This is a genomic window from Streptomyces sp. ICC4 (genome assembly GCF_003287915.1).
Lineage (GTDB): Bacteria > Actinomycetota > Actinomycetes > Streptomycetales > Streptomycetaceae > Streptomyces > Streptomyces tritrimontium.
The window spans coordinates 4,730,278-4,756,101 of sequence record NZ_CP030286.1 but is presented as its reverse complement, the minus strand read 5'-3'; the positions used below and the strand labels follow the sequence as shown (position 1 = coordinate 4,756,101).

Annotated in this window: 23 protein-coding genes and 2 pseudogenes; 16 read left to right on the top strand and 9 right to left on the bottom strand. The window is 70.4% G+C overall.

Features of this window, described 5'->3' with window-relative positions; all coding sequences use genetic code 11:
• Positions 1-41: 41 nt before the first annotated feature.
• From tkt to DRB89_RS22010, 5 genes are all read left to right on the top strand, one after another.
• The gene (gene tkt / locus DRB89_RS22030) at positions 42-2,177 is read left to right on the top strand and encodes a transketolase (RefSeq protein ID WP_112449994.1); all 2,136 of its coding nucleotides are present in this window, start codon (positions 42-44) and stop codon (positions 2,175-2,177) included.
• Positions 2,174-3,448 carry a 3-phosphoshikimate 1-carboxyvinyltransferase gene (gene aroA / locus DRB89_RS22025; protein WP_112449993.1) on the top strand — a complete coding sequence of 425 codons (1,275 nt, stop codon included), beginning with the start codon at positions 2,174-2,176 and terminating at the stop codon, positions 3,446-3,448. Before tkt ends, aroA begins: the two co-directional genes overlap by 4 nt.
• A gap of 100 nt (positions 3,449-3,548) precedes the next feature.
• Positions 3,549-4,424, top strand: a complete 876-nt coding sequence (locus DRB89_RS22020; protein ID WP_204357785.1) for a glycosyltransferase family 2 protein — start codon at positions 3,549-3,551, stop codon at positions 4,422-4,424.
• A 685-nt stretch (positions 4,425-5,109) separates the two neighbouring features.
• A complete protein-coding gene (locus DRB89_RS22015; RefSeq protein WP_112449991.1) occupies positions 5,110-5,598 on the top strand; it encodes a MarR family transcriptional regulator in 489 nt (162 codons plus the stop codon).
• Positions 5,595-5,918 (top strand): winged helix-turn-helix domain-containing protein, encoded by a 324-nt coding sequence (locus DRB89_RS22010; RefSeq protein WP_112449990.1) that lies wholly within the window; start codon positions 5,595-5,597, stop codon positions 5,916-5,918. Before DRB89_RS22015 ends, DRB89_RS22010 begins: the two co-directional genes overlap by 4 nt.
• Before the next feature lie 57 nt (positions 5,919-5,975).
• Here the strand turns inward: DRB89_RS22010 and DRB89_RS22005 are convergent.
• Positions 5,976-6,095 (bottom strand): annotated as a pseudogene (locus DRB89_RS22005) (MarR family transcriptional regulator); the annotation flags it as partial.
• Positions 6,096-6,997: 902 nt separating this feature from the next.
• Here DRB89_RS22005 and DRB89_RS21995 point away from each other — a divergent pair.
• The 3 genes from DRB89_RS21995 (at position 6,998) to DRB89_RS21985 (ending at position 10,239) form a co-directional block, all read left to right on the top strand.
• Entirely contained in the window at positions 6,998-7,750 is a 753-nt protein-coding gene (locus tag DRB89_RS21995) for a DUF6879 family protein (RefSeq protein ID WP_112449989.1), read from the top strand.
• Positions 7,751-7,774: 24 nt separating this feature from the next.
• A complete protein-coding gene (locus DRB89_RS21990; protein ID WP_112453625.1) occupies positions 7,775-8,620 on the top strand; it encodes a helix-turn-helix transcriptional regulator in 846 nt (281 codons plus the stop codon).
• A 914-nt stretch (positions 8,621-9,534) separates the two neighbouring features.
• On the top strand, positions 9,535-10,239 hold the full coding sequence (locus DRB89_RS21985; protein ID WP_112449988.1) for a hypothetical protein: 705 nt from the start codon (positions 9,535-9,537) through the stop codon (positions 10,237-10,239).
• A gap of 492 nt (positions 10,240-10,731) precedes the next feature.
• On the opposite strand, the gene DRB89_RS21975 is transcribed toward DRB89_RS21985, so the two are convergent.
• Positions 10,732-11,469, bottom strand: coding sequence for a helix-turn-helix domain-containing protein (locus DRB89_RS21975; protein WP_112453624.1), 738 nt, complete (start codon positions 11,467-11,469; stop codon positions 10,732-10,734).
• A gap of 258 nt (positions 11,470-11,727) precedes the next feature.
• On the opposite strand from DRB89_RS21975, the gene DRB89_RS21970 reads away from it, so the two are divergent.
• From DRB89_RS21970 to DRB89_RS21960, 3 genes are read left to right on the top strand one after another with little or no spacing between them, the layout of a single operon-like run.
• Positions 11,728-12,399 (top strand): DUF4097 family beta strand repeat-containing protein, encoded by a 672-nt coding sequence (locus DRB89_RS21970; protein WP_112449986.1) that lies wholly within the window; start codon positions 11,728-11,730, stop codon positions 12,397-12,399.
• A 21-nt stretch (positions 12,400-12,420) separates the two neighbouring features.
• Positions 12,421-13,446 carry an ATP-binding cassette domain-containing protein gene (locus DRB89_RS21965; RefSeq protein WP_112449985.1) on the top strand — a complete coding sequence of 342 codons (1,026 nt, stop codon included), beginning with the start codon at positions 12,421-12,423 and terminating at the stop codon, positions 13,444-13,446.
• Entirely contained in the window at positions 13,443-14,228 is a 786-nt protein-coding gene (locus DRB89_RS21960; RefSeq protein ID WP_112449984.1) for an ABC transporter permease, read from the top strand. Before DRB89_RS21965 ends, DRB89_RS21960 begins: the two co-directional genes overlap by 4 nt.
• Here the strand turns inward: DRB89_RS21960 and DRB89_RS44755 are convergent.
• The 3 genes and pseudogenes from DRB89_RS44755 to DRB89_RS21945 form a co-directional block, all read right to left on the bottom strand.
• Positions 14,209-14,457: pseudogene (locus DRB89_RS44755) on the bottom strand (hypothetical protein); the annotation flags it as partial. The gene DRB89_RS21960 and the pseudogene DRB89_RS44755 overlap by 20 nt on opposite strands.
• A gap of 6 nt (positions 14,458-14,463) precedes the next feature.
• Positions 14,464-14,874 (bottom strand): hypothetical protein, encoded by a 411-nt coding sequence (locus DRB89_RS21950; protein ID WP_112449983.1) that lies wholly within the window; start codon positions 14,872-14,874, stop codon positions 14,464-14,466.
• A complete protein-coding gene (locus tag DRB89_RS21945) occupies positions 14,868-15,443 on the bottom strand; it encodes a MarR family transcriptional regulator (RefSeq protein WP_162688681.1) in 576 nt (191 codons plus the stop codon). Before DRB89_RS21945 ends, DRB89_RS21950 begins: the two co-directional genes overlap by 7 nt.
• 731 nt (positions 15,444-16,174) lie before the next feature.
• Here DRB89_RS21945 and DRB89_RS21940 point away from each other — a divergent pair.
• The 3 genes from DRB89_RS21940 (at position 16,175) to DRB89_RS46015 (ending at position 18,120) form a co-directional block, all read left to right on the top strand.
• Positions 16,175-17,431, top strand: a complete 1,257-nt coding sequence (locus tag DRB89_RS21940) for a helix-turn-helix transcriptional regulator (protein ID WP_112449981.1) — start codon at positions 16,175-16,177, stop codon at positions 17,429-17,431.
• Positions 17,432-17,519: 88 nt separating this feature from the next.
• The gene (locus DRB89_RS21935; RefSeq protein WP_112449980.1) at positions 17,520-17,861 is read left to right on the top strand and encodes a DUF6415 family natural product biosynthesis protein; all 342 of its coding nucleotides are present in this window, start codon (positions 17,520-17,522) and stop codon (positions 17,859-17,861) included.
• Positions 17,862-17,991: 130 nt separating this feature from the next.
• Entirely contained in the window at positions 17,992-18,120 is a 129-nt protein-coding gene (locus DRB89_RS46015) for a hypothetical protein (RefSeq protein WP_275431995.1), read from the top strand.
• Positions 18,121-18,182: 62 nt separating this feature from the next.
• Here DRB89_RS46015 and hisC read toward each other — a convergent pair whose 3' ends face one another.
• Together hisC and DRB89_RS21925 are read right to left on the bottom strand one after the other, a co-directional pair.
• Positions 18,183-19,319, bottom strand: a complete 1,137-nt coding sequence (hisC, locus tag DRB89_RS21930; protein WP_112463396.1) for a histidinol-phosphate transaminase — start codon at positions 19,317-19,319, stop codon at positions 18,183-18,185.
• A gap of 167 nt (positions 19,320-19,486) precedes the next feature.
• On the bottom strand, positions 19,487-20,599 hold the full coding sequence (locus DRB89_RS21925) for a SchA/CurD-like domain-containing protein (protein WP_112448185.1): 1,113 nt from the start codon (positions 20,597-20,599) through the stop codon (positions 19,487-19,489).
• 284 nt (positions 20,600-20,883) lie between these two features.
• On the opposite strand from DRB89_RS21925, the gene DRB89_RS21920 reads away from it, so the two are divergent.
• Positions 20,884-22,518, top strand: a complete 1,635-nt coding sequence (locus DRB89_RS21920; protein WP_112448186.1) for an FAD-dependent monooxygenase — start codon at positions 20,884-20,886, stop codon at positions 22,516-22,518.
• A 105-nt stretch (positions 22,519-22,623) separates the two neighbouring features.
• Here DRB89_RS21920 and DRB89_RS21915 read toward each other — a convergent pair whose 3' ends face one another.
• Together DRB89_RS21915 and DRB89_RS21910 are read right to left on the bottom strand one after the other, a co-directional pair.
• Positions 22,624-22,842, bottom strand: a complete 219-nt coding sequence (locus DRB89_RS21915; protein ID WP_112448187.1) for an acyl-CoA carboxylase epsilon subunit — start codon at positions 22,840-22,842, stop codon at positions 22,624-22,626.
• Positions 22,843-23,115: 273 nt separating this feature from the next.
• Entirely contained in the window at positions 23,116-23,724 is a 609-nt protein-coding gene (locus DRB89_RS21910) for a DUF4360 domain-containing protein (protein ID WP_239516828.1), read from the bottom strand.
• A gap of 279 nt (positions 23,725-24,003) precedes the next feature.
• Here DRB89_RS21910 and DRB89_RS21905 point away from each other — a divergent pair, with 279 nt between their 5' ends.
• On the top strand, positions 24,004-25,824 hold the full coding sequence (locus DRB89_RS21905) for a glyoxal oxidase (RefSeq protein ID WP_112448188.1): 1,821 nt from the start codon (positions 24,004-24,006) through the stop codon (positions 25,822-25,824).

The window sequence follows — 25,824 nt, the reverse complement described above, 5'->3', positions numbered from 1 at the left end:
ACCCGACCCGTCCCCGTATCCCCCGAACAGGAAGGCCTGAGATGACCGTCGCCACAGCCCCGCAGGGCACCGCGCCCGCCCTGCTCTGGGAGGACGCCGACCGCCGGGCCGTCGAGGTCGCCCGCGCGCTGACCGTGGACGCCGTCGAGGCGGCCGGCCACGGCCACCCCGGCACCGCCATGAGCCTCGCGCCGGCCGCGTACCTGCTCTTCCAGCAGCTCCTGCGGCACGACCCGCGGGACCCGCGCTGGGCCGGCCGCGACCGCTTCGTCCTGTCCTGCGGCCACGCCAGCCTGACCCTCTACACGCAGCTCTACCTGTCGGGCTACGGGCTCACCCTCGACGACCTCAAGGGCCTGCGCACCGAGGGCAGTCTGACCCCCGCGCACCCCGAGTACGGGCACACCCCCGGCGTGGAGACCACCACCGGCCCCCTCGGCCAGGGCCTCGCCAACGCCGTGGGCATGGCCATGGCCGCCCGCCGCGAGCGCGGCCTGTTCGACCCGGAGGCGCGCGCGGGTGAGAGCCCCTTCGACCACACCGTCTGGGCCATCGCCTCCGAGGGGGACCTGGAGGAGGGCGTCGCGCACGAGGCCAGCTCGCTCGCCGGCCACCAGCGCCTGGGCAACCTCGTCGTCCTCTACGACGAGAACCGCATCTCCATCGAGGACGACCGGCAGATCGCGCACTCCGAGGACACCCTCGCCCGCTACCGCGCGTACGGCTGGCACGTCCAGGAGGTCGACTGGACCGCCGGAGGCGAGTACCGCGAGGACGTGCGGGCCCTGCACCGGGCGCTCACCACGGCCCGCGAGACCACCGACCGACCCTCCCTCGTATCGCTGCGCACGATCATCGGCTGGCCCGCGCCGAAGAAGCGCAACACCGGCGGCATCCACGGATCCGCCCTCGGCGCCGAGGAGGCCGCCGGCGCCAAGGCCGCGATGGGCCTCGACCCCTCCCTCTCCTTCCAGGTCCCCGCCGAAGTCCTGGCCCACGCCCGCCAGGTGGCCGACCGCGGAGCCGAGGCGCACCGCCAGTGGGACAAGACCCTCGCCGACTGGCGCGCCCTGAACCCCGACCGCGCCGAGCTCTTCGACCGGCTCTCCGAGCGCCGGCTGCCCGAGGGCTGGCAGGAGCACCTGCCGGTCTTCCCCGCCGGCGGCCAGATCGCCACCCGCAAGGCGTCGGGCGAGGTGCTGAACGCGCTGGCCTCCGTACTGCCCGAACTGTGGGGCGGCTCCGCGGACCTCGCCGAGTCCAACCTCACCACCATGAAGGGCGAACCGTCCTTCATCCCCGAGGAACTGTCGACCGAGGCCTACTCCGGCCACCAGTACGGCCGGACCCTGCACTTCGGCATCCGCGAGCACGCCATGGGCGCCATCCTCAACGGCATCGCCCTGCACGGTGGGACCCGCCCCTACGGCGGCACCTTCCTCGTCTTCTCCGACTACATGCGCCCCGCCGTCCGCCTCGCGGCCATGATGAAGCTGCCCGTCACCTACGTCTGGACCCACGACTCCATCGGACTCGGCGAGGACGGCCCCACCCACCAGCCGATCGAGCACCTCTGGTCGCTGCGCGCCATCCCCGGCCTGGACGTGGTCCGGCCCGCCGACGCCAACGAGACCGTCATCGCCTGGCGCACCATCCTGGAGAACGACGACCGCCCGGCGGGCCTGTGCCTGTCCCGGCAGAACCTGCCCGTCCTGGAACGCGGCGGGGAGAGCGGACTGTCCCCCGCCGAAGGCGCGGCGCGAGGCGGCTACGTCCTGGCCGAGGCCGACGGCGGCCGCCCCGAGGCCATCCTCATCGCCACCGGCAGCGAGGTGCCCATCGCCCTCGACGCCCGGCGCATCCTGCAGGACGGGGGCCTCGCCACCCGCGTGGTCTCCATGCCCTGCCTGGAGTGGTTCCAGGCGCAGGAGGAGGCGTACCGCGAGGAGGTGCTGCCGTCCGGTGTCGAGGCCCGCGTCTCCGTCGAGGCCGGCTCCAGCCTCGGCTGGTACGCCCTGGTCGGCGCGGCCGGCACCTCGCTGGGCATCGACTCCTTCGGCGCCTCCGCCCCGTACCAGTCCCTGTACGAGCTGCACGGGCTGACCGCTCCCAAGGTCGCCGCCGCCGCCCGCGCGAGCTTCGAGCGCGCCGCCCGCCGCAACTCCACGGTCCGATGACCGCCACCGTGCTCGAGGCCCGGATCCCGGGCTCCAAGAGCATCACCAACCGGGCGCTGCTGCTCGCGGCCGCCGCCCCCGGGCGCAGCCGCCTCGGCGCGCCGCTGGTCAGCGACGACACCCTCGCCTTCCGGGCCGCGCTGACGGACCTGGGCACCAGCGTCCGCGACGTCGGGGACGCCGGGTACGGCTACGGCGACGGCTCCGGGTACGGCGACGGATCCGGCGAGGTCTGGCAGGTCACCGGCCGCGGCACCGGCCCGGCGGGCCCCGTCCGGGTGTGGTGCGCGGACGCCGGCACCGCCGCCCGCTTCCTGCCGCCCTTCGCGGCCACCGGGTACGGCGACGTCTCCTTCGACGGCTCCGACCAGCTGCGGGCCCGCCCGCTCGGCCCGCTGCTGGAGGCGCTGACCCGCCTCGGGGCCAGGACGAGCGCCGCGGGGCTGCCCTTCACCCTCACCTCGAACGGGCTCGCCGGCGGCCGGATCGAGCTGGACTCCGGGCTCAGCAGCCAGTACCTCTCCGGTCTGCTGATGGCCGCCCCGCTGATGGCCGGGCCGCTCACGGTGGACGTACCGCGCCTGGTCAGCCGGCCGTACGTGGACATGACCCTGGCCCTGATGCGGCACTTCGGGGCGCGCGTGGAGGAGGCGGACGGCGCGATCACCGTCCACTCGGGCGGCTACGCGCCCGCCGACCTCGACATCGAACCGGACGCCTCGACCGCCTCGTACTTCTTCGCGGCGGCGGCCGTCACCGGCCGCACCGTACGGGTGCAGGGCCTGGGCACCGGGAGCCTGCAGGGCGACACGGCGTTCGTGGACGTGCTGCGGCTGGCCGGGGCGCGGGTGACGACGACCGCGGACTGGACGGAGGTCACGGGCACGGGCCCGCTGCGCGGCGGGTTCACCGTCGACATGGGCGACATCTCCGACACCTTCATGACGATGGCCGCGATCGCCCCGCTGGCCGATGCCGAGATCACCATCACCGGCATCGCCCATGCCCGCCTGAAGGAGTCCGACCGGATCGCCGCCGTCGCGGGCAACCTGCGCGCGCTCGGCATCCGGGTGGAGGAGGGCCCGGACCGGATCACGGTCCACCCGGGGACCGCGGCCCCGGCCACCATCGCCTGCCACCGCGACCACCGGATCGCGATGTCCTTCTCGGTGCTCGGCCTGCGCGCGCCCGGCATCACCCTCGACGACCCGTCGTGCGTGGCCAAGACCTTCCCGGCCTTCCACGAGGAACTGACCCGCCTCTTCGCCTGACCCGCACCGGCCACCCGGCTCCGGCGCCCGGCCCCGGCACCCCCTGCCGGGCGCCGGTACGCTCACTCCTTCGTCCGGAGCCGGAGGGAAGTGGTGGGCAGTGAGCAGACCGAGGGTGGGCGTGGCCGTGCTGACCATGGGCGACCGGATGCCCGAACTGCGGGCCCTGCTGGCCTCGGTGGCCGCGCAGGACGAGCCCTCGGTCCGCGTCGTGGTGGTCGGCAACGGCTGCGCGCTTCCCGGGCTGCCGGACGGTGTGACCGTGATCGAGCTGGCGGAGAACCTGGGCGTGTCCGGGGGCCGCAACGTCGCCTGGCGCGAACTGCGGGAGTCCGGCGACGTCGACGTCCTCGTGGACCTGGACGACGACGGCCTGCTGGTCGACACCGACGTGGTCCGCCGGATCGCCGACTTGTACGCGGCCGACGTCCGGCTCGGCATCGTCAGCTTCCGGATCGCCGACGAGCACGGCGAGACGCAGCGCCGGCACGTGCCCCGGCTGAGGGCCAAGGACCCGATGAAACGGGGCCTGGTGACGGCCTTCCTCGGCGGCGGCCATGCCCTGTCCATGCGGATGCTGGAGCGGACGGGGGGCTGGCCGGACCCGTTCTTCTTCACCCATGAGGAGACCGACCTGGCGTGGCGGGCCCTGGACGCCGGCTGGGACATCCTCTACGAACCGGCGCTCGTGCTCCAGCACCCCAAGACCTCCCCGGCCCGCCACGCGGTCTACTTCCGGATGACCGCACGCAACCGGGTGTGGCTCGCGAAGCGGCGTCTGCCGGCCCTGTTGGTCCCCGTCTACCTCGGCGTGTGGACGCTGCTGACGCTCGCCCGCACCCGGTCGGCCGCGGGTCTGCGCGCCTGGTCCGCCGGCTTCGCCGAAGGCGTGCGCACGAGCGGAGGCCCCCGGCGCCCGATGTCCTGGCGCACGGCGGCCCGCATGACCCGCCTGGGCCGCCCGCCGGTCATCTGACCGGCGGCTTCCTCGCTCAGCCCGCCAGGCGCGGCCGATAGGGGCCCTGGGGGCCAGGGGGCCCGGTTCGGGCAGCGGTTCGCGCGGGGGACCCTCGATTCCGCACCGGGGCAAACCAGATGCGACCCCGGCCACAGAAGGTGTGCCCAGACGAAGCCCGCACCTGTGCCCACCGGCGCCCACGGATTCGCTCAGCCCCGTCCGGCATCAGCCACGCTGCTGCTTGTCCCGGTCGGCGACCCCCGTGATCGGGCAGCCGAAGTCCAAGAGGTGGACCCACCTGGGAGCGCTGGAGCGGAGCGACAGGGCGAGCAGCCACCCGTCGAGAGCCGCCGGGTGGGCACGGGCCTTTCCATGTATTAAGAGGACGCAGCCCCCGCACGCTTTTGACCTGCGGAAACGTCTAATGCAACCCGATCCTGGGATCGGGTAACCCGATCCTGGAATCAGGTAACCCGATCCTGGGATCGGGTTGAGTAGATCCTGGGGTCGGGTCAGTTAGCTATGTGCACATCGTTGTCTTGACGGGCGCTCCAGTCCCGAGGCTCGGTTGATTAGCGATGAGCAAAGAATGTCCCGTTCGGGGTGGGTGTTGATTAGCCATGCGGTAATGTGCAATGTGCTAAGTGCGTCGGTCTGGGGAAGGGCCGCGTGGCTCGTGGCTAAGGGATGGGGCGGTTCGCAGATGGCGGAGTCGGCACGGAGCAAGGTCCTCGCCCTCGTCGATCCAGACACGGGCGACATGGAGGAGGTTCCCCGTGCCCCGTACGCCTTCGACGGACCCCACATCAACGTCGGGATCCGCCGAGGCCGCCAACTGGCCTCAGCCGACTCAGGTCTGAGCGACCGCGAGTTCCGGGTGCTGGTCTGGTACTGGTTCGCGACGGAGGAGCGCCAGGGGCCCGTCCAGATGACCGGTGTGGCCGTCGCGTCCGAACTCAATATGAGTCCGGACTCCCTGTCCAGGACCATCAAGGTCCTCAAGGGAGCTCGCCTGCTGGTCGAGTCCGGTGGGATCGGCCGTACGAAGTTCTATCGAACGACCCCGTACCTTGCGTTCATCGGAACGGGCTTCGAACACCGTGAGGCGGTTTCCGACTGGAACCCCCCGGAGATGAGGATTCCGAAGCCGAGAGACCGCCAACGCAAGAAGACGAGGAGAGACGCGACATGAAGGTCCACGGCAGCGAGGACGTGCTGTACGTCCTCAAGCGCACGGGACGGGTTCTGAACCCGAACCAGCGGATCGTCGTCATGCTGTACGCGGCCGCCGAGCAGCGACCGGACGGGTCGGTCTGGATCAAGGCCACCGAACTCGCCGAGACCGCGGGCATGAGCGCCCCGGTCTTCTCCCGGACACGCAAGGAGCTCGAGGCGCTCGGGTGGCTCGAAGTCGTGGACAGTGTCGGCCCGGTGAAGGTCTTCCGGCTGACGCCGACGGTGGAGGCGGAGCGCGAGCAGCCGGCCGCGCACCTGAGGGTCGTCAACAACTGAGGCCACGAAACCCCGCCCGTTGGGGCCGCCCGCCCCTCGTGCGGGACGGGCGGGCGGTTATGGGCGGTCGTTGCCCTGCGGCGGTTCCGGTTTTGCGTGGAGGATCTCGCGGGCCTGTTCCGCGGCGCGGGTGATGCTCTCGGTGACGAAGTCGAGGAAGCGGGCGATGTTCTCCATTGACCGGTCCTGCGGCGCCCCCGCCATGGAGGACGGCCCCGCCGGCCTGGTCCTCCATGGCGCTGCCGATCAAGGGATCAGCGGGTGCCCGTGTCTGGGCCGCGCACCTCTGAATCGTCACGAGCCTTCCTGCCGCGTTCGCAGTCACAGTCGAAGCACGGACGGGGGCGACTACTGCCCGGGGGCCAGAAGATGACCCCTGATCGTCTGTCCAGCACCCCGCCGTACTCAGTCCACCAACCGGCCGGAGAGTCCGCGTACGGGCCGCCTGGGTACGTCAACTGCTCGTCGGCGACTGTCTCCCCGGCGGTCACCCGCGGTGCCCGGTACCGTGCTCCCTGATTCGGGTGTCGCAGTCGGCCACGATGGACTCGTCACCGGCTTTGATCGCCGCCCGTCGGAAGATCGCTTCATGGGCGCAGGTCTTACAGCCCGGTACAGGTTTGGGGACGTGAGTCGGCTCGGCCTGAGAGGCGGGGGCAGTCATGCCTGAGCCTTCCGTCCGTGTTCCTCGGAGTGGAGCCGGATCCGGATGTTGCAGTCGGTTGCCGTACTCGCGTCCAGGATCTTGCGTGCGGCAGAGCGAAGGGCGATCAGCTCTGAGCAGTCGGCGCACCCTGCGACCGTGACGGCGTCAGCTCTGGGGAACGGATCACGCTGCGGAACCTGTTGCCACATGCCGCTCCAAGTCCCGTTGCGCTTCTTGGTTGTGGTCACAGCCATGTCGCCTCCGCTGCTGCCCGTCTCGTGCTGATGAACGGAACGGTAGGGAGGTGGAGTTGGGCCATGTTGAGACTATTCTCAATTATTCTCGCGCAGTGTGCTGGTATGCCTCGACATTCCGGAGCGGCGGCGGGGACGCTTGACAGGAGTCCCCGTCCTTCCGGCGAGAGGTCAGCGTGATGGCACGTAGGTTGCGGCTCAACGGCACGGGTAGCGGCGAGGGTGGCTGCCCGGCTGTGCACGAGGATCTGGACAGCAAGGAGATCATCGTCCACGGAACGCCGCTCACAGACCCTGAGGACATTGCCCAGCTCCGGCACCTGTCTGACGGTGAGGTGCCGATCGTGGTCCCGCGTGAGCTGCTGGTGGACTTCGGCCCGAAGGAGGTCTCTCGCGTGCCCCGCATCATCGACCTGGACGCCTTCGGCAAGCTGTTCGAGAACTTCCAGCACACTGCCTGGAGGCTGGAGACACGGTCCCGGTACGCGTCCGACGAGGGCACCGAGACGTACACCCAGTTCCTGCGGGGCGAGACTCCGGCATGGGACCTGGGCACCCCGTGGAGCGTCACCATTCGGGAGAAGACGCAGAGAGGTGTGACTGTCGGCCGCGTGCGCATCGTGGACGACCCCGTGACCGTGGGGCAGCGATACCTCCTGGCGCACGCCGACAAGAATGCGGCGCTGGGGGAGGACATCCGCAACCTGTGGAGGAAGGACGCCGAGCGGCTCCAGCTGCCGGCCGAGGACTTCTGGATCTTTGACTCCAGGATCGTCGCCGTCCTCAATTTCGATGAGGCCGACAACTTGGTCGATGTTGAGCTGATCACGGAGCCGGTTGAGGTCAACCGCTACGCCCAGGTGAGGGATGCCGCGTGGCACTACGCGGTCCCGTACAAGACGTTCGAGGCCGGCCTCACGGCAGCCCCGTAGGGAAATAGGACAGAGCAGGTGCCGGTGACGGACTTTCAGAAGGCGCGCGAGGCATTGGGGCTCCGGCTGCGTGAACTACGCGAGTCGGGGCCGCAGGGCCGTATCACCGGTACAGCTCTGTCCCAGCGCCTTGGCTGGGGGCAGAGCAAGGTCAGCAAGCTTGAGAACGGCAGGCAGACGGCGACCCCTGACGACCTGCGTGAGTGGACTGAGGCGACCGGACAGCCGGATGCGTACGCGGAGCTGCTGAGCCGGCTCCGCGGGTTCGAGTCCCACATGCGTTCGTGGCGCCGCCAACTCGCCGCCGGGCAAAAGCCCGTCCAGGACGCTCACAACGTTGTGCAGGCAAGCTCGACGGTCCTCAGGGCGTGGGAATCGTCGTGGGTCGTGGGTGTACTCCAAACGCCTGACTACGCCCGTGCCATGCTCACCCACTTTGCCGAACTGCACCACACGCCAAGGGACATCGAAGAGGCCGTACGCTCCCGGATGAGGCGGCAAGAGGGTCTGTACGCCGCGGGTAAGCGGTACGAGATCTTGCTCTGGGAAGCCGTGTTGCACGCCCAGATCTGCCCGCCCCCGGTACTCGCGGCCCAGCTTGACCGCCTCTTGGGTGTGGTCGGCCTCGACACCGTGGAGTTGGGGATCGTCCCGCTCGGGGCCCCCTTGAAGCTTCCCCCTGGTGCTGGCTTCTGGATCTACGACGACCGGCTGGTGACCACCGAGACCTGGCATGCCGAAATGTGGCTGGACGACGCTGACAGCATCGCCACCCACCTGCGCGTGTGGAAGACGCTGCGAGAGTCCGCCGTCTTCGGGGCTGGTGCTCAGCACGCGATCAGCAGGGTTCGACGTTCGCTCGCCTCCTGACGCCCCCGGGACACCCCTTTCCGGATCCGGGTTCTCTTACGTCCTCGGCCGCGGACCGTGAATCCCAGGGGCCAGCCCCTGGACCCCGCCAGCGCCTGGCCGCGCTGGACCGGCCTTGGCATGGGGGGCTACTCGCCCCCCAGACCCCCTCGCCAGGCGCTCGGGCGCCCTGGACCCGCTCCCCCTCATGCCCTGCCCCGGCTCCCTGACGGTCGCCGGTGCACCCCTCGGGCGCGGGGCGCCCTCACTGGGCATGAGGGACGCGGGAAAACGTGGTCCAGCTTGGATCGGGCTGAGGAGGGGGAGTGCGGGCCGTACGGAGCGAGAGGGCCGGAGGAAGCCAGGGTGTGTCGGCTGAGGTCCAGGGAGGGGAGCCGTATGGCAGCTGCCTGTTGTCGGTGCGTCGGGCGGAAGATGCGCGGGAGTACAGCTCACAGAGGGCCGGCGCCCGTTGATGCCGTCGCTCACGTTGCTCTTTGGTAAGAGGGCGCCGCCAACTTAAGCTCCTGACCTGCTGGTTTGTCTGACGGTATGTGTCCCCCAGGACACATTTGGACCTCTGGAATGTGTTCCCGGCAAGCACATTTCGTGGAAAACTCAATTGATCGTGAACTTTTTGGTGGCGCTGATCGGCCGCCGAACGGTGCAGGTCAGCGAGTCGGGCAGGGAGGTGGCGCGACGCCTTCGATCGAACGCCGAGGCTTGCGAATGTGTCGTCATTGCGACACGTGTAAATCAAGGAGCCATGGATTTTTGGCCCTTGACGGCAAAATAACTTCACGTGTTGTGGAGTTTTGGCGCCCCGATCGAACGGGGTTCCGCGCAGAGGTGGCTCCGGTGCGCCTGTATGCGAAAAGACAAGCACACGTTGATTTTTTGGATGTCTCGGACCGCCTGAGCCACTAGGAGGTCCTGTGACATCTGATCCGCCCGCCCGTCATCGGCAGCGCGGGCCCCGGCCTGTTCCCGCTGCCACGGCCGCGGGGGACGAAGCCGAGTACGGAGACATCCTGGCCGTCCTGGGCCAACAGCTCGGGCAGCAGGCGGCACACGCCGCCGACCCCGGTGGTCGCCGCCGACTCACGGGAGTCCACTTCGAGTACGCGGCGGATCCGAGAGCCGTCCACGACATGGCCGGAGACGCCGGATACAGCCTGGCCAGCAACTGGTTCACACAGTTGCTGGCGCAGCTGGCCGTCGCGAACAGCATCACCAAGTCCCAGCTCTGCGTGTTCCTCTTCGTGGCCGGCGGACAGCTTCCGGGGACCGGCATCACCCAGTACACGCAGCAGGAGATCACGGACGGGCTGAACAGGATCGCCGCGCAGAAGGGCGGCAAGATGATCACGCGGTCCACGGTCAACCGCGCCGTTCAGGCGCTGTGCGGCTACAACTGGGTGGAGAAAGCCGGCAACGGCCGTGTCCAGATCAACGTGCGCCTGTGGTTCCACGGCAACAGCACGGCCCAGCACGCCGTGCTCGCAGAGATCGCCGACCGCCACGGGCACGACACCGAGGCGTTCCCGTACGCGGTGGGTCCGCAAGGCGCCCATCAGGAAGAGCTCGACCTCGGCTTCGCCGTCAAAGAGGCTGTGCGCGGCAGGAGGCGCACCGGGTGATCGCGCTGCTTGACCCCCGTACGGTTGCCTCTCCCAGAGGAAGGCTGTCCCATGCCTCACGTCATGTCTCCGATCATCGCCGAGCGGATCTGGGCCCTGCCTCTGTCAGGGTCCGCCGTGAAGTTCCTCCAGTACCTCGTCTCCCGCAGTGACTTCGGGGGAGTGCTGCCGGTCCGCCAGAAGGACATGGCGGTCGAGTACGGGGTCACGCCCCAAGCCGTCAGCGGGCTCATGGCACCCCTGTGCGACCTGAACATCGTCCTCAGGCCGCGCAGTGAGGAGCGTCAGGGCAACTCGTACCGGCTTCACCCGCTCGCGGCGAAGTACGAGAGCCCCGAGACCATGGAGGTGGCGTTCCGCGTGGCCTTCGTCCGCATCCAGGCGGGTGACCTGCCCAACCTGAAGCTGCCGACTCCGGCCGCCCGAAGCCGGGAGTCACGGGCGAGACGTTCCCGTGGATCCTGCGCTGGCTGTGACCACCAAGGCGGCTGTCTATCCGCGCTCGGCGCCCGGGGGCGGTTCCGGCTTTGCGTGGAGGATCTCGCGGGCCTGTTCCGCGGCGCGGGTGATGCTCTCGGTGACGAAGTCGAGGAAGCGGGCGATGTTCTCCATGCGGGTGCCGGCCGGGGTGTCGGAGCCGAGGACGGCGACGCCCTGGCGGGTGGTCTCCACTATCAGGGCGGTGGAGCGGGCGCTGGCCATCATCGACTGGTACCAGACGTCGTCGTCGACGACGTAGCGCTCGCGGCGGCCTTCGTCGCGTTCCCGGCGGACGAGGCCCTGCTCGTCGAGGAACGTGATCGCCTTGGAGACGGACGCCGGGCTGACCTGGAGCTGCTGGACGAGTTCGGACGCGGTGAGGCTGCCCGCGTCGGTGAGGGTGAGGGCGGCCATCACCCGGGCCGTCATCTTGGGCATGCCCGAGGCGACGATGACGTTGGTGAACACCTCCTCGTACGCGCGCACCGCGTCGGCGTCGCGGCCGTAGGCCTGCGGGGCCGTTCCCGCGCCCCGCGGCGCGGGCTGCCTGGTCCGGTGTGCGCGGCGTTCGGTGGCGCGGTGGGCCTGGTCGGCGCGGTAGCCGGTGGGGCCCCCGTTGCGCATGACCTCGCGCGTGATCGTCGAGGTCGGACGGTCGAGGCGCCTGGCGATCTCCGCGTAGGCGAGGCCGTCGGCCACCCCCAGCGCGATCTGCTGGCGTTCCTGCTGGGTGAGTCTGCCTCCCGGCATCGCGGTCTCCTTCGTGGTCCGGCCCGTGACCAGTTCCCTGGTCTGTTCCGGGGTGGCCGATGGCTCCAGTATAGCGTTCACTTTCAGTTCATTGCAACGGTTGGCGGGTTCGTCGTTGCGTTTGATTGTGGTCCTTCGCAACGAAATCTGGGCTCTGAGCTGCGGAGATGTGGATTCTGCGCAATGAAGTTCTTGTCGGGAGTTGGAAAGCAACGTAGCTTTTCACTCATCGGAAACAACGAGTCGCAGGAGAACATCATGCAGAAGTTCGTCACCCCCGCCCCCATCTCGGCCGTCCTGGACATCCCCGCGGGAAGCGTCCGGTTCATCGCCACCGACCGGGCGGACACCGCGGTCGAGGTCCGCCCGGCGGACGCCTCCAAGGGCCGCGACGTGAAGGCGGCCGAGCAGACCACCGTCGAGTACGGCGACGGCGTCCTGCGGATTAAGGCCCCGGAGGCGAAGAACCAGATCCTGGGTTCCTCCGGATCCGTCGAGGTCACCGTCCAGCTGCCGGCCGGCTCCCGCGTCGAGGCGAAGGCGGCCAGCGCCGAACTCCGGGGCGTCGGACGCCTCGGTGACGTCGCCTTCGAGGGCGCGCAGGGTTCCGTCAAGCTCGACGAGGCGCAGAGCGTCCAGCTGACGCTGATGGCCGGTGACGTCTCGGTCGGGCATCTGGGCGGGTCCGCCCGGATCAGCACGCAGAAGGGCGACCTCTCCATCACCGAGGCCGTGCACGGCACCGTCGAACTGCGCACCGAGTACGGCGAGATCTCGGTCGGTGCCGCCCGCGGGGTGTCCGCCACCCTCGATGCCGGCACCTCGTACGGCCGGATCCACAACGCCCTCGGCAACACCGACGGCGCCGCCGCCGGCCTCAACATCCACGCGACCACCGCCTACGGCAACGTCACCGCCCGCAGCCTGTAAACCTGAAAAGGAGCACCCTCCATGACGAACCCCGCCATCACCGCGAACGGGCTGCGCAAGTCCTACGGGGACAAGGTCGTGCTCGACGGCATCGACCTGAGCGTCCCCGAGGGAACGGTCTTCTCCCTCCTCGGCCCGAACGGCGCCGGCAAGACCACCGCCGTCAAGATCCTCTCCACCCTAGTCTCCCCCGACCCCGCCTCCGGCCCGATCCGCGTCGGCGGCCACGACCTCGCCGCCGACCCGCAGGCGGTCCGCGCCGCGATCGGAGTCACCGGCCAGTTCTCCGCCGTCGACGGGCTGATCACCGGCGAGGAGAACATGCTCCTCATGGCCGACCTGCACCACCTGTCCAGGCGGGAAGGGCGGCGGGTCGCCGCCGAACTCCTGGAGCGCTTCGACCTGGTGGAGGCCGCGAAGAAGCCCGCCTCCACCTACTCCGGCGGCATGAAGCGCCGCCTCGACATCGCCATGACCCTGGTCGGCGACCCGAGGATCATCTTCCTCGACGAACCGACCACCGGCCTCGACCCCCGGGCCCGCCACAACATGTGGCAGATCATCCGCGGGCTCGTCTCCGACGGCGTCACCGTCTTCCTCACCACCCAGTACCTGGAGGAGGCCGACCAGCTCGCCGACCGCATCGCGGTGCTCAACGACGGCAAGATCGCCGCCCAGGGCACCGCCGACCAGCTCAAGCGGCTGATCCCCGGCGGCCACATCCGGCTCCGCTTCTCCGTCCCGTCCGCGTACCAGTTCGCCGCCGCCACCCTGCGCGAGGCCACCCGGGACGACGAGGCGCTGACGCTGCAGCTCCCCAGCGACGGCAGCCAGCGCGAGCTGCGCTCCGTGCTCGACCGGCTGGACTCCGCCGGCATCGAGGCCGACGAGCTCACCGTCCACACCCCCGACCTCGACGACGTGTTCTTCGCCCTGACCGGCACCGACCCGCGGCACGGCCGCTCCGGCCAGACCGATCAGACCGGCAAGACCGGCCAGACCGACCAGACAGGCAAGACCGACCAGCCCGAGGAGGCTGTCCGATGAGCTCGATCTCCCTCGCCGTCCGCGACTCGGCCACGATGCTGCGCCGCAACCTCCTGCACGCGCGGCGCTACCCGTCCCTCACCCTGAACCTGCTGCTCACGCCGATCATGCTGCTGCTGCTCTTCGTCTACATCTTCGGCGACGTGATGAGCGCGGGCATCGGCGGCGGCGACCGGTCCGACTACATCGCCTACCTCGTGCCGGGCCTCCTGCTGATGACCATCGGCTCCACCACGATCGGCACCGCGGTGTCCGTCTCCAACGACATGACCGAGGGCATCATCGCCCGCTTCCGCACGATGGCGATCCACCGCGGATCGGTGCTCATCGGGCACGTCATCGGCAGCGTGCTCCAGTCGATCGCGAGCGTGGTCCTCGTGGGCGCCGTGGGCGTGGCCATCGGCTTCCGGTCCACGGACGCCACCGCCCTGGAATGGCTGGCCGCCTTCGGGCTGCTCGTCCTGTTCGCCCTGGCGTTCACCTGGATCGCCGTCGGCATGGGCCTGATCAGCCCGAACGCCGAGGCCGCCTCCAACAACGCGCTGCCGATGATCCTCCTGCCGCTGCTGTCCAGTGCCTTCGTCCCGGTCGAGGGGATGCCGGGCTGGTTCCAGCCGATCGCCGAGTACCAGCCGTTCACCCCGGCCATCGAGACCCTGCGCGGGCTGCTGCTCGGCAGCGAGATCGGCCACAACGGGTGGCTCGCGGTCGCCTGGTGCGTGGGCCTCGCGGTGCTCGGCTACTTCTGGTCGGCCTCGAAGTTCAACAGCGACCCGAAGTAGCGGTCGTGACAGCGCGGGCCCGCTCCCGCAAGCCGTCCCGTCCGAAGGCGGCGTACCCCGACAACACGTCGGAGTGCGCCGCCTCGTTCGTGTGCGGCGAGCCGATCGTGATGCGCAGGCCCTCGTCGCCGAAGGGGCGGACCATCAGGCCGGCCGCCTCACAGGCGTCCGCGAAGTAGGCCGTACGGGAACCCAGGCGCAGCCAGACGAAGTTGGCGTCGCTTTCGGGCGGCAGCTACGCGCCGCTGACGGCTCGGAGTTCCCGGTGCTGCCTCTTGGGGGGCGCGGTTTCGTAGCGGGGGGCCGATGGTTCGTCGAGCGTGCCGTTCTGGATGCGGCGGGCTGCTTCCTGCACTGCGGCCGCGAGGGCTTCGATGGTCTCGTAGCCCGCGATGTAGGGATGCAGGATGTAGGTGCGGTAGCTGTTCTCCGGTCGCAGAACGAGGTGCCGGTCGACTAGTGAGGCCATGGCGGTCGAGGCGGCGTTCTTGCCGAGGCCCACACGAGCGGCGAGCTCCTGCTGGGACATCCGTACCTCGCCGCCCGGCTCCTGGAGCTCGATCAGCACGCTCAGGAGGTCTTGGGCGCCGCGGGAGAGCTTCAGCTTGTGCAGCATTCCGTGTCCGAAGGTCGCCTGGATCAGCATGCCGCCTCCTCCTGGTCCTGACCGAGTTCCAACTGCGCGCTTCGTGGGGCGGGTGGAGCGTTGAGCAGGGGAAACGCGTTCTCTGGGGTCCCTTGCCGCAGCTTAGCCAGGATCTCCTGCTGACGGTCGCCGTTGCCCATGAAGCCGATCAGGGGATTCACGAAGAGGACACCGGGGCGGACCTTCTGGATCATGTGCCACTCTTCCAGGCGGCTGACGGCCCGGGTGACGTTGGCCCGCTCGACCCCGAGTCGTTCGGCGATCAGCTTGTGCGTCGCCTTGACCCAGCCCTCCTTCTGCTTGCCGATGCACCAGACCAGGACGGCGGACTGGATCGGGGACATGCCGTGTTGGGCGATGAGGACGGCGAGGACCTCGCTGAGGAACTCGTTGCTGACGGCGCTGAAGCCGGCCGTCCCGTACATCTCGTGTGGGGCCCGCTGAGTGACCCGGACACTGACGTCCACCTGCTGGACCGGCCGGCCCCGCACCGGCGTCTTCCCGATGAGGTCCGCGAACTTCTCGGTCAGCGTCTCCCTGAACTCCTCGCCGGTGTCGGAGACGGGCACGAGCGGAGGCTGCGAGCCGGACGCTCGACGAATGGGCTGGGGGCGCGGCATGTGCGTGGGTTCCGTCCTCACTCAAGGGGGAAGTCGTCACGCAGCCTAATGGGTTGTCCCAGTGCACTGGGACAAATCCTCCCAGCCGGTGTGACTTTTGCGTGTTGGCGCCGACACGCTCTCCGCGGGCGCCGGAGACCTCCCCTTGACTGACCAGGGTATTTGTATTTTTCTCCCACTTCACTGGGAGGAAATAGTGTCGTTGGTGCTGCCCGGCGACACATCCTCGCCTGCCGATGTGTCAGCGCTGACACACCGACGTTGGTGAACTCACAGGTCAGAGCAGGTTTTTCGGAACTGCCCTCTTTTCCATAAGAGCCCACTGATGCCGGTGTGCGTCTGCGGACTCCACGGGTTGGCTGCGCCCTGCGCTGCGCTCCGGTGCTCGCTTCGTCGGTACGGGTCGGATATCCGGTGGCAGGACGAGTGGGGTTCCCTCGGAGGCAAGCAGCACAGTGGCTGATGCCGTCTGTGGTGCGGAGTAGCGCCCGTACGCCGGATACGTGGTGCGGGCTGCACTGGGCGCACCTTCTGTGGCTGGGCCCGACACGGGTTTTGGCTTCCAGGCGGGCCATCGAACCGAACCTGGCTGGGCCTTTCTTGTGCGTCCACGGGCGCACAAGAAAGGCCCAGCCCCCTACGCTGGTCAGTGTCGAGCTGTACAACGAAGGGGCAAGGCCGTGTCATCCGATGCTACGCCCGACCCGTACGACAACCCCGTCGCGTTCGGGCAACGTGTCCAGATCTACCGCAACCGCCGAGGCATGACCCGCGAGCAACTGGCTGGCCTCCTCGGCCACCACGCCTCGTGGGTCAAGAAGATCGAGACCGGCACCATGGGAATGCCGCGCCTGCCGGAGATCCTCCGCATCGCCGAAGTGCTCCGCGTCCGCCGCCTGAACGACCTCGTGGGCGATGTCGGCGCCGAACCACACACCGACCTGTTCCTCGGGCCCGGTCATGATCGTCTCCCCGCAGTCCGCGCTGCGCTGTCTGCATACCCGGCGCCCGGCGCCCGGGAGGCACCCACGAAGGTGTATCTGCGGGCCGCGCTGGATGCCGCCTGGGCCGCCCGACATGAGGCGCCCAACCACCGCGAGATCCTGGGCCAGTTGCTGCCCGGGCTGGTCCGTGACGCACAGCTCGGCGTCCGCCAGGCTGATACCGCGAGCGACCGGCGCGCAGCCCTCGCCCTCCAGGCTGAGACGTTCTTCCTCGCCCAGTTCTTCGTCGCCTACCAGCCGGACCCCTCCCTGTTGTGGCGGGTGGCCGAGCGTGGCATGGTCGCCGCGCAGGAATCCGAGGACCTGCATGCGATCGGCGTGGCAGCGTGGCTGGCTGCGCAGGCTCACCGGGACTCCGGTCCGGGTCACTACGACGAGGCGGACGACCTCGTCATGCAAGCGCTGCAACTTTTGGAGCCCGGGCTACCCGACGCCCCGCTCGACGTGCAGGCGATCACGGGAGCCCTCCGCGTCGAGGCCGGACTCACTGCTGCGAAACGCCGTGACACCGGCACCGCGTGGGGATGGTGGGACCGGGCAGGCGGTATTTCCCGCCAGCTGCCCGCCAACTACTTCCATCGGGTGACGTCCTTCGGCCGAGCTGTGATGGGGGCCCACGGAGTCACCGTCGCGGTTGAGCTTCGAGCCGGCGGAGAGTCCGTACGGCAGGCCAACCGGGCTGAGACCAGCGCGATCCCGTCCCGGCCGCGCCGGGCCCGGCACCGCATCGAGCAGGCCCGCGCCTACTACCTGGATGGGCAGCGCGAGACTGCGCTGGCCACGTTGGAGCAGGCGCACGCGGCCGCTCCGGAGACGATCCGCTACAACGGGTACGCCCGCTCCATCGTGCTGGAGGAGACCACGTCACGGGTGCCGGAGCGCCGACAACGGGCAAGCCGACTGGCTGTCGATATCGGCATGCTGGCCGCGTAGGGAGAGGGGCCCAAATCGGGCCCCTTCTTCAGTTGCCTCGCCGTCACCCTGGTTCCACCACCCGCTGACGACGGTAGGGAGCATCAGGATGAACCCCAGCAAGACGCCGACGGTTGAGGAGCTCACTGCGCGCGCTCTAGCTCCCTATTCGGAGCGCCCCGACGCCGAAAGTGTGGCCCGCCTGGTCGATGATCTGATCACCGTGGGATACGAACTTCACACCGAGGTGTCTCAGGTTCCGGCGGCCCAGAGGACCGAACGTGCGGGAGCCGCGCTGAGCGAGTGGTCGTACTTCATCGACGTAGGCCCGTCGAGCCACGGCGACCACGTGAACTGGAACCACGCGAGGGCCCTGGCCCGCATCCTGCGGAACCTCGCGGAAGCCAGCCAATACCGGGAGCCGGTACGAGGCGATGAGGCGACCGGATGAGGTACGAGGGCGGACGGTTCTGCGTGTTCTGCGACCAGGCCATCCGTGGGGCGGCCGAGCGGATCCCCTTCGAGTCGGCCTCCGGCGGCCGCCCCGTCCTGTTTGCCCACCCGATCGGCCCCACTGGCCCGTGCAAGCCGGCTCGGGGCACAGCGCCCCGTCGGACCTGCTGATGACCGAGTACGCCCGGCAGGTCCTCTACGTCGTGATCCTGCTCGGCGGCCTCGCCGTCATCATCCTCGGCACCACTCGCACCTGAGGGTGAACACCGGTCCGTAAGCCGCCCCGGGGATTCCTCGTTGCTCGCGACCGTGTGCCGGGTTACCGGTCCCAGTGGGCCGCCGTCTTCAGGAGGCGGTCGTTCGCGTCCGGGGAGCCGATCGTGATGCGCACGCCCTCGTCGCCGAAGGGGCGGACCATCAGGCCGGCCGCCTCGCAGGCGTCCGCGAAGTAGGCCGTACGGGAACCCAGGCGCAGCCAGACGAAGTTGGCGTGGCTCTCGGGGACCTCGTAGCCCTCGGCGCGCAGGCCGGCGCTGACCCGCTCGCGCTCGGCCACCAGGTCGGCGACCCGCTCGCGCAGCTCCTCCGTGGCGCGCAGCGAGGCCAGCGCGGCCGCCTGGGCGGGGCCGCTCACCCCGAGCGGTACGGAGCAGGCGCGCAGCGCGGCCGTCACCCGGGGGTGGGCCACCGCGTAGCCGACGCGGAGCGCGGCCAGCCCGTACGCCTTGGAGAAGGTGCGCAGGACGGCGACGTTGGGGCGGTCCCGGTACAGCTCGATGCCGTCGGGCACCTCTTCGTCCCCGACGAACTCCCGGTACGCCTCGTCGATGACGACCAGCACCTCGGGCGGCACCCGGTCCAGGAACCGCTCCAGCTCGGCGCGGCGCACGGCGGTGCCCGTCGGGTTGTTCGGGTTGCAGACGAAGACGATGCGGGTGCGGTCGGTGACCGCGTCGGCCAGCGCGTCCAGGTCGTGCGCCTCGTCGCGCAGCGGCACCTGTACGGAGGTCGCCCCGGCGGCCCACGCCAGCAGCGGGTACGCCTCGAAGGAGCGCCAGGCGAAGACGACCTCGTCGCCGGGGCCCGCGGCGGCCGCGACCAGGTGCTGGGTGATGCCCACGGAGCCGGTGCCCAGGACCAGGTGGTCGGCGGGCACGCCCAGGCGCGCGGAGAGCTCGGCGGTCAGCTCGGCGGAGGAGGGGTCGGGGTAGCGGTTGAGCCGGCCCAGCCAGCTCTCGACCGCGCCGATCACCGACGGCAGCGGCGGGTACGGGTTCTCGTTGGAGGAGAGCTTGTCGACGAACTCGTCGGCGGCGGCCTTGCCCGGCACGTAGCGGGGGAGCGTGGAGACGTCGGCGCGCAGCCGCGGGAAGGCCGGACCATCGGTCAGACCATCGGTCGGACCGGCGGTCGGACCGGCGGTCGGACCGGCGGTCGCGGAGTTCGGATCGGACATCGCGGGATTCCTTTGACGAGGAAGGGGCCAGGGCGGAGTAAAACACCGTCCGGCCGTGCCGACGGGGGTGGCGGCACGGCCGGACGGTGTTTTACGCCGCCCTGGCCCCTTCCTCGTCAAAGGGGGGGATTGCCGGGGGCTGCTGAGTCCGGGGGTGCCGCCGCGGGTCAGCGTTCGGCGGGGGCCCGGCGGTCGGTGATCAGGCTCATGGTGTGGCGGACCGCCGACGCGGCCGCCCCGTCTTCGGACGGCACCATCAGGCGGGCGAGTACGGCCGCCTTGCGCGGTCCGCGCACGCCGAAGGCGGTCTCCAGTCCTTCGCCGTACGGGCTGCGGACGTCGATGAGGCGTACGACGATGTCGTCGCGCTGGAAGATGCTGCTGCTCACCGTGGGGGCGTCGGGGCGGGGGGCCGCGGCCTCGTCCTCCCGGGCCAGGAAGCGGGCCAGCGCCGGTCCGCAACCGGGCTTGGCCGGGTAGAACAGTGCGTGCCTGCGTACGTCCGGGCGGTCCGCGGCGCCGGCTTCGCGGGCGGCGACGTGGTGGACGGCGGGCAGTGCGGCCCGCATGAAGAACATCCGGGCGGACTCGGGGTTCCCGAGGTCGCGGTCCTGTTCCAGGTGCGGGTTGATGGCCTCTTCCACGGCCCGCACCTCGGGCTGTTCGGAGACGTGGCGCAGCGCGGACATCAGGTCGCCGCGGACCTCCACCGTACGCACGACGCGGTTGCCGTGCATGAAGAGCGTGGTGCGGCAGAGCCGGGTGTGGCCGTCCACGTCGGCGGCCGGGGAGGCGTAGCTGGAGAGGAGGGCGGCGACGTCCTTCTCGCTGCCGGGCTTGACCGTGAAGGTCAGGGCGTGGCGGACGATGTCGGCGCCGAGCCGGGGCGATGCCTGCAGCCGGGCGCCGGTGGGCCGCTGCGCATCCTGGTAGCCGCGCCCGGTCTCGCGCAGGACGGTGTACTTCAGCGGGCGCATGGCGCGGGCGCAGGCGCCGAGGGGGCGGACCTGCTCGGCGTGGTGCTCGCTGTTGACCCAGGCGAGGTACTGCGGGGCGCTCTCCCACTCGCTGGTGATCAGCCACTGCGAGGGGTTCTCGAAGGACTGGCAGAGCTGGTCGCTGATGTGGCCGGGTTCCGAAGCGATGTCATGGCGCAGTTGCTCGTACGCCTCGAAGAACCGCTGCTGGGCTCCTTCGTGGAGGTCCATCAGCAGGACGACCCGGAGCATGGAGCCGTCGAAGGCGGACTGTGACACCCGTTCGGACAGGGTGGTCGTCATCTGCTCACTCCTTGGTGAGGGCCCTGTGTGAGGGCGTGGAGTTCCATCGCGTACGGACCCTGGTCCGTCATCGGCGGTGGCCGCCCGGCCCGGCGGCCGTCTCGGTGAAACGCGGGCCGGGGCGTCTTCGGGGGAACCGCTGTCGCTCATCGTCATCCGGGCGGGGAGGTACCGCTACATCTCCGGATCAAGCGGGTGACAACCGGCGAATCTCCTGGGCTTGGCGGTCGATCGGGGGCATAAAGAGTCCACTCCCCCCCACAGAAATCAGGAGCTCGCAGCTGATGGAAGACACCGCAGATGTTCGCGTACCGGTTCTCGTCGTGGGCGGCTCCCTCGTGGGTCTGTCCACCTCCCTGTTCCTGAGCCGCCACGGCATCAGGCACCTGGTCGTCGAGAAGCACTCCGGCACCTCCGACCACCCGCGCGGGCGGGGCATCAACGCACGGACCATGGAGCTGTTCCGGGTGGCGCGGGCCGAGGGCGCGATCCGGCAGGCGGCTTCCGTGCTGGAGAACAACATGGGCATCCTGCAGACGGAGTCGCTGCTGGGCGGCGACCACAAGTGGCTGGTCAAGGCCATCGACCCGTCCGGCGCCCTGAGCAAGTTCAGCCCGACGGGCTGGTGCGTGTGCAGCCAGAACAACATCGAGCCGATCCTCGCCGCGCAGAGTCGCGCACAGGGTGCCGACGTGCGCTTCTCCACCGAGCTGATGAGCTTCGACCAGGACGCAACCGGGGTGAACGCCCTGGTCAAGGACCGGAAGACCGGTGAGCACATCACCGTGCGCGCGGACTTCCTGATCGCGGCGGACGGTCCGCGCAGCCCCGTGCGCGAGCAGTTGCGCATCCCCCAGACGGGCAGCGGCGAGCTGTTCCACAACGTCAGCGTCACCTTCCGCTCGCGGCGGCTCGTCGAGGTGCTGGGCGACCTGCGCTTCATCGTCTGCTACCTGATGAAGCCGGGCGCGGACGGGGCCCTGCTGCCGGTGGACAACGACACGCAGTGGGTCTTCCACCTTCCGTGGCACCCGGACCGGGGCGAGACCCTGGAGGACTTCACCGAGGAGCGCTGCGTCGAGCAGATCCGGGCCGCGATCGGCGTACCGGACCTGGACGTGGAGGTCGGCGGGAAGGCTCCCTGGCACGCGGCCGAACGGGTGGCGGAGCGGTACTCGTCCGGGCGGGTGTTCCTGGCCGGGGACGCCGCCCACGAGATGTCCCCCACCGGGGCCTTCGGCTCCAACACCGGCATCCAGGACGCGCACAACCTGGCCTGGAAGATCGCGGCGGTCCTCGACGGGTCGGCCGGCCCGGGGCTGCTCGACACCTACGAGGCCGAGCGACTGCCGGTGGCCCGGGCGACCGCCGAGCGCGCCTCGGCCCGCTCGGCGGAGCACAGCCACCCGGGGTACGCGCCGCCGCCGACCATGGGCGGCGGACCGGGCAGCGGGGTCCTGACGACGGCGATGGCGTACGCGTATCCGCGCGGCGCGGTCGTCGGCGCCGACCCGGACCGGCCGGTCATCCCCGAGGGCCTGCGGATGAAGGGTGATGTCGGCACGCGCGCCCCGCACATGTGGCTGACCCGGTCCGACGGCGAACGCGTCTCCACGCTGGATCTGTACGAGCGCTCGTTCGTGCTGCTCAGCGGTGCGGGCACGCCCTGGAGCGCGGCGGCCGAGCGGGTGGCCGAGCGGCTGCCGGCGAAGTTGGACGCCTATGCGATCGGATCCGGTCCGGGGGCCGATCTGGTGCAGGAGGCGGACGTCGACTGGACCGAGGTGCACGGGCTGACGGACGCGGGCGCGGTGCTGGTGCGGCCGGACGGGTTCGTCGCGTGGCGTTCGCAGGGCACGCCGGCCGATCCGCAGGCCGCGTTGTCCGAGGCGCTGTCCCAGGTGCTGCGCCGGTCCTGACCGGCCGGACCACCGGCCTGTCCACCGGTTGGTCCCCCTGCCGCCGGCCCGTAAGCGGGCCGGGGGCAGGGGCGCTTGGGGGGATGCCCGTCGGCATCGGGTCCGTCAACCGCAGGCCCAGCAGCCGGACCAGCAGCCGGAGCCGTGGTGCGGGGGGCGCCGGCGGCGGGCGGTCGCGGCGGGTGCCTGCCCCGCTCCCGCGCTGTTGCGGCGGGCGAAACAGGCGACCACCACCGCGATGGCGGCGAGTTCCTCGGGGGCGGCCACGCCCTTCTCCACACGGAGCAGGCTGGCTATCGGGGCTATCGGAGCTTCCTTCAGCATCGGCTCGGCCTCTCGCACAGGCGGATGGCGGGACCCCCCTCGCGGAATCACCAAGGACTCCGGACGCTGCCGACGCTAGCGGCGGGCAACTTCCCCGGCATGCTGGGGAATCCGCGATCCCCCAGCTCAGAGCGGCACCGTCCGGGCGGTGACGGGGCCGAGGCGACCGGTGGCCGTTGGGCCGTCCGAGTGGCGGGCCGCCGTGGATCCCGGTGCGTGACGCCTGAAGGCGGAGCCCCGCGCGGCGGTCCGCCCGCGGGGCGCCGGGCCGGTTCAGCGGGCCGGGCACTTCTTCCAGGAGAAGTGGTAGACGCTGTTGATGCTGCCGTCGGTGGAGTCGAGCGCCATGTAGCTGGTCTTGGCCGGGTCCGAGGCCCCGACCTCGGCGCGCAGCTCCGTGTTGATGTTGAAGTTGCGCTGCTCGCCGCAGGGGGCGAAGACGAGGGCTTCGATGCCCGTGGTGTCGGACGCCTGCCAGTTGTCGTCGAGCTTTCCGCGGAACTTGTGGGTGCGGTACTCGGTCTGCTTCATGCCCTGGAAGTAGTAGCTGGCCTTCTGGGTGCCGATCGCGCCCTCCTGGAGGCTGCCGAATCCCCGGTAGTCGACCTGCGCCACGGCGTAGGTGTAGCCCTGCGGGACGTGTACGAGCAGGGAGAGCAGGCAGTTCTTGCGGGCGTCGGTCGGGGCGCTGGTCCCGCCCGCCATGGCCAGGTACTCGCTGTAGGTGACGGTGAAGGCCGAGTTGTCCTCAGCCACGGCGACGGTGGCGCTGCCCGGCCGGCAGCCCGAGCCGTTGACCGTGGCGACGTCGACGGTCACCCTGTCCTCCGGCGCGGCGAAGGTGCCGGGGCCGGCGGCGGCTCCGGCGGCGGAGGCGGGCAGGAGCACGAGGAGGCTGCCCGTCACGGCGGCGGCGCCGAGCGCGGTGCGCAGTGTTTTGATCACCCGGCCATGGAAGCGGTCCGCGGGGAGCCGACCCGTGACCGGGTGCGCGGCATCACTCCGATGGCCGGTCCCATTCACCGCAGAAACGTTTCGAGCAGTGTGGACGGCACGGCCGAATGGCTCACGGGCTGGGCTCCGCCCGCGTCACACCAGGGATTCGCGCAGGTATTTCCTACTATGAGCGCCTCGCGGGAACCGCCTGCGCCGAGGAGTCCCATGCGCCGCCTGCAACGGTCCGTCGTATCGTCCGCCGCCGCGATCGTCTCCACCCTGATCCTCGCGGCCACGCCCGCCGCGGCAGCCCCCGGACACGATGCCGGGGGCGCGGGCGACAGCGCCGAGGCCGCGGTCGTCGGCGCGGACCACGCGCGGGCGCACACGGAGCTGCGCAGCGCGGCCAAGGGGGCCGGGGAGTACCCGCAGTCGCGGCGCACCGGGAGCCTGGCGTCGCTCGCCGCATCGCAGCGCCGGGCCAACTCCGGTTTCGAGGCGGCGGTCTCGGGACGGTTCACCGACTACTTCCCCTCCCCCGACTTCGGCGTGCACGTCGCCCAGCTGCCCACGGGCAAGGTGCTGCTCTTCTCCTTCTCCCGGGTGGAGACCGATCCCACCAAGGAGACCGGCCCCACGGACCGGATCGGGCCGACGAACGCGGGCCGCGCCTACCTGTGGGATCCCGCGAAGGGGACCGGCGCCGGCGCCTTCAAGAAGGTCACGCCGCCCGTCGTGCTGATGCCCGACGGTACGCACGCACCGCGCCCGGCGCCGTTCTTCTGCGCCGGGCACTCCTTCCTCCCCAACGGGATGCTGGGGGTGTTCGGCGGCAACACGGGCGGCAAGGGCGGCAGCGGAGCGAAGCTGTCCTTCGTCTTCGACCCGTGGACGGAGGGCTGGTACCGCAACCGCGACATGGCGGTGGGCCGCTGGTACCCCTCGGTGGTGACCGGCGCGGACGGCAGGCAGATCATCATGTCCGGCCAGTCCGAGCGCGGTACGGGGACGCCCACTGCGGTGGTGGAGCGGTTCCCCGCGCTCGGGCAGCCGGTGCCCTGGCGGCCCTTCGACATCCCGCTGGACATCGCCTCGCAGCGGCTGCGGCCGGACGCGCCGTTCCGCAACGACTACCCGCACCTGCTCTCCCTGCGGGACGGCATGATCTACGGGCTGGGGCGCGACGCCGACCAGCAGTGGCTCTTCGACCCGCGCGCGCAGACCCGTACGGACCTGCCCCGACGGCCCGCCGACTTCCGGGGCTACGGCTCCGCCGTGCCGCTCCCGGCCGGATTCCGGGGCCCGGACTCGGTCCTGGTGCTCGGCGGGGACCCGCGCGACGCGAACACCTACCGGCTGTCGGGCGGGGCGGGCGGCCGCTGGACCACGGAGGAGCCGCGCGCCTTCGGGCGGACCCAGGACGACACCCTGATCCTGCCGGACGGCACGCTGCTGACGGTCAACGGGGCGCTGGACACCCGGAACTACGGATTCGGGCCGTTCAACCCGAAGGCCGACCTCAAGTACCGGCAGACCGAACTGCGCGGCGCTGACGGACGGTGGCGGCTGGGGCCGGCCCAGAGGCTGCCCCGGGGCTACCACTCCAACGCCCTGGTGCTGCCGGACGGCCGGGTCATGGTCACCGGAGACGAGCTGCAGCAGATCGCCAACGACCCGGACATCAAGGACGGCATGGACGGCTCGATCGAGATCTTCGAGCCCGCCTACCTGCACCGGGGCGCCCGGCCCGTGCTCGACCGGGTCCCGGCGGGCGAGATCGCCCACGGCGCGGAGTTCTCCGTCGAGAGCCCGACGGCCGCCGGGGTGCGGCGCGCCGTTCTGCTGGCGCCGACCACCGTCACCCACGCGGTGAACACCAGCCAGCGCCATCTGGAGCTGCGGATGACCGGCGTCCGCGGCCGCACGATCGGACTGCGGGCGCCGGCCACCTCGGCCGACGCCCCGCCCGGCTACTACATGCTGTTCCTCCTCGACGCGAAGGGTGTCCCCGGTACGGCGAGGTGGGTCAAACTCGGCAAGCGCTGA

Coding starts and splice junctions, on each gene's coding strand:
- tkt (WP_112449994.1), top strand. CDS start 42: ATGACCGTCGCCACAGCCCCGCAGGGCACCGCGCCCGCCCTGCTCTGG.
- aroA (WP_112449993.1), top strand. CDS start 2,174: ATGACCGCCACCGTGCTCGAGGCCCGGATCCCGGGCTCCAAGAGCATC.
- DRB89_RS22015 (WP_112449991.1), top strand. CDS start 5,110: ATGGCGGAGTCGGCACGGAGCAAGGTCCTCGCCCTCGTCGATCCAGAC.
- DRB89_RS22010 (WP_112449990.1), top strand. CDS start 5,595: ATGAAGGTCCACGGCAGCGAGGACGTGCTGTACGTCCTCAAGCGCACG.
- DRB89_RS21995 (WP_112449989.1), top strand. CDS start 6,998: ATGGCACGTAGGTTGCGGCTCAACGGCACGGGTAGCGGCGAGGGTGGC.
- DRB89_RS21975 (WP_112453624.1), bottom strand. CDS start 11,469: ATGCCGGGAGGCAGACTCACCCAGCAGGAACGCCAGCAGATCGCGCTG.
- DRB89_RS21970 (WP_112449986.1), top strand. CDS start 11,728: ATGCAGAAGTTCGTCACCCCCGCCCCCATCTCGGCCGTCCTGGACATC.
- DRB89_RS21965 (WP_112449985.1), top strand. CDS start 12,421: ATGACGAACCCCGCCATCACCGCGAACGGGCTGCGCAAGTCCTACGGG.
- DRB89_RS21960 (WP_112449984.1), top strand. CDS start 13,443: ATGAGCTCGATCTCCCTCGCCGTCCGCGACTCGGCCACGATGCTGCGC.
- DRB89_RS21950 (WP_112449983.1), bottom strand. CDS start 14,874: ATGCTGATCCAGGCGACCTTCGGACACGGAATGCTGCACAAGCTGAAG.
- DRB89_RS21935 (WP_112449980.1), top strand. CDS start 17,520: ATGAACCCCAGCAAGACGCCGACGGTTGAGGAGCTCACTGCGCGCGCT.
- hisC (WP_112463396.1), bottom strand. CDS start 19,319: ATGTCCGATCCGAACTCCGCGACCGCCGGTCCGACCGCCGGTCCGACC.
- DRB89_RS21925 (WP_112448185.1), bottom strand. CDS start 20,599: ATGACGACCACCCTGTCCGAACGGGTGTCACAGTCCGCCTTCGACGGC.
- DRB89_RS21920 (WP_112448186.1), top strand. CDS start 20,884: ATGGAAGACACCGCAGATGTTCGCGTACCGGTTCTCGTCGTGGGCGGC.
- DRB89_RS21915 (WP_112448187.1), bottom strand. CDS start 22,842: ATGCTGAAGGAAGCTCCGATAGCCCCGATAGCCAGCCTGCTCCGTGTG.
- DRB89_RS21905 (WP_112448188.1), top strand. CDS start 24,004: ATGCGCCGCCTGCAACGGTCCGTCGTATCGTCCGCCGCCGCGATCGTC.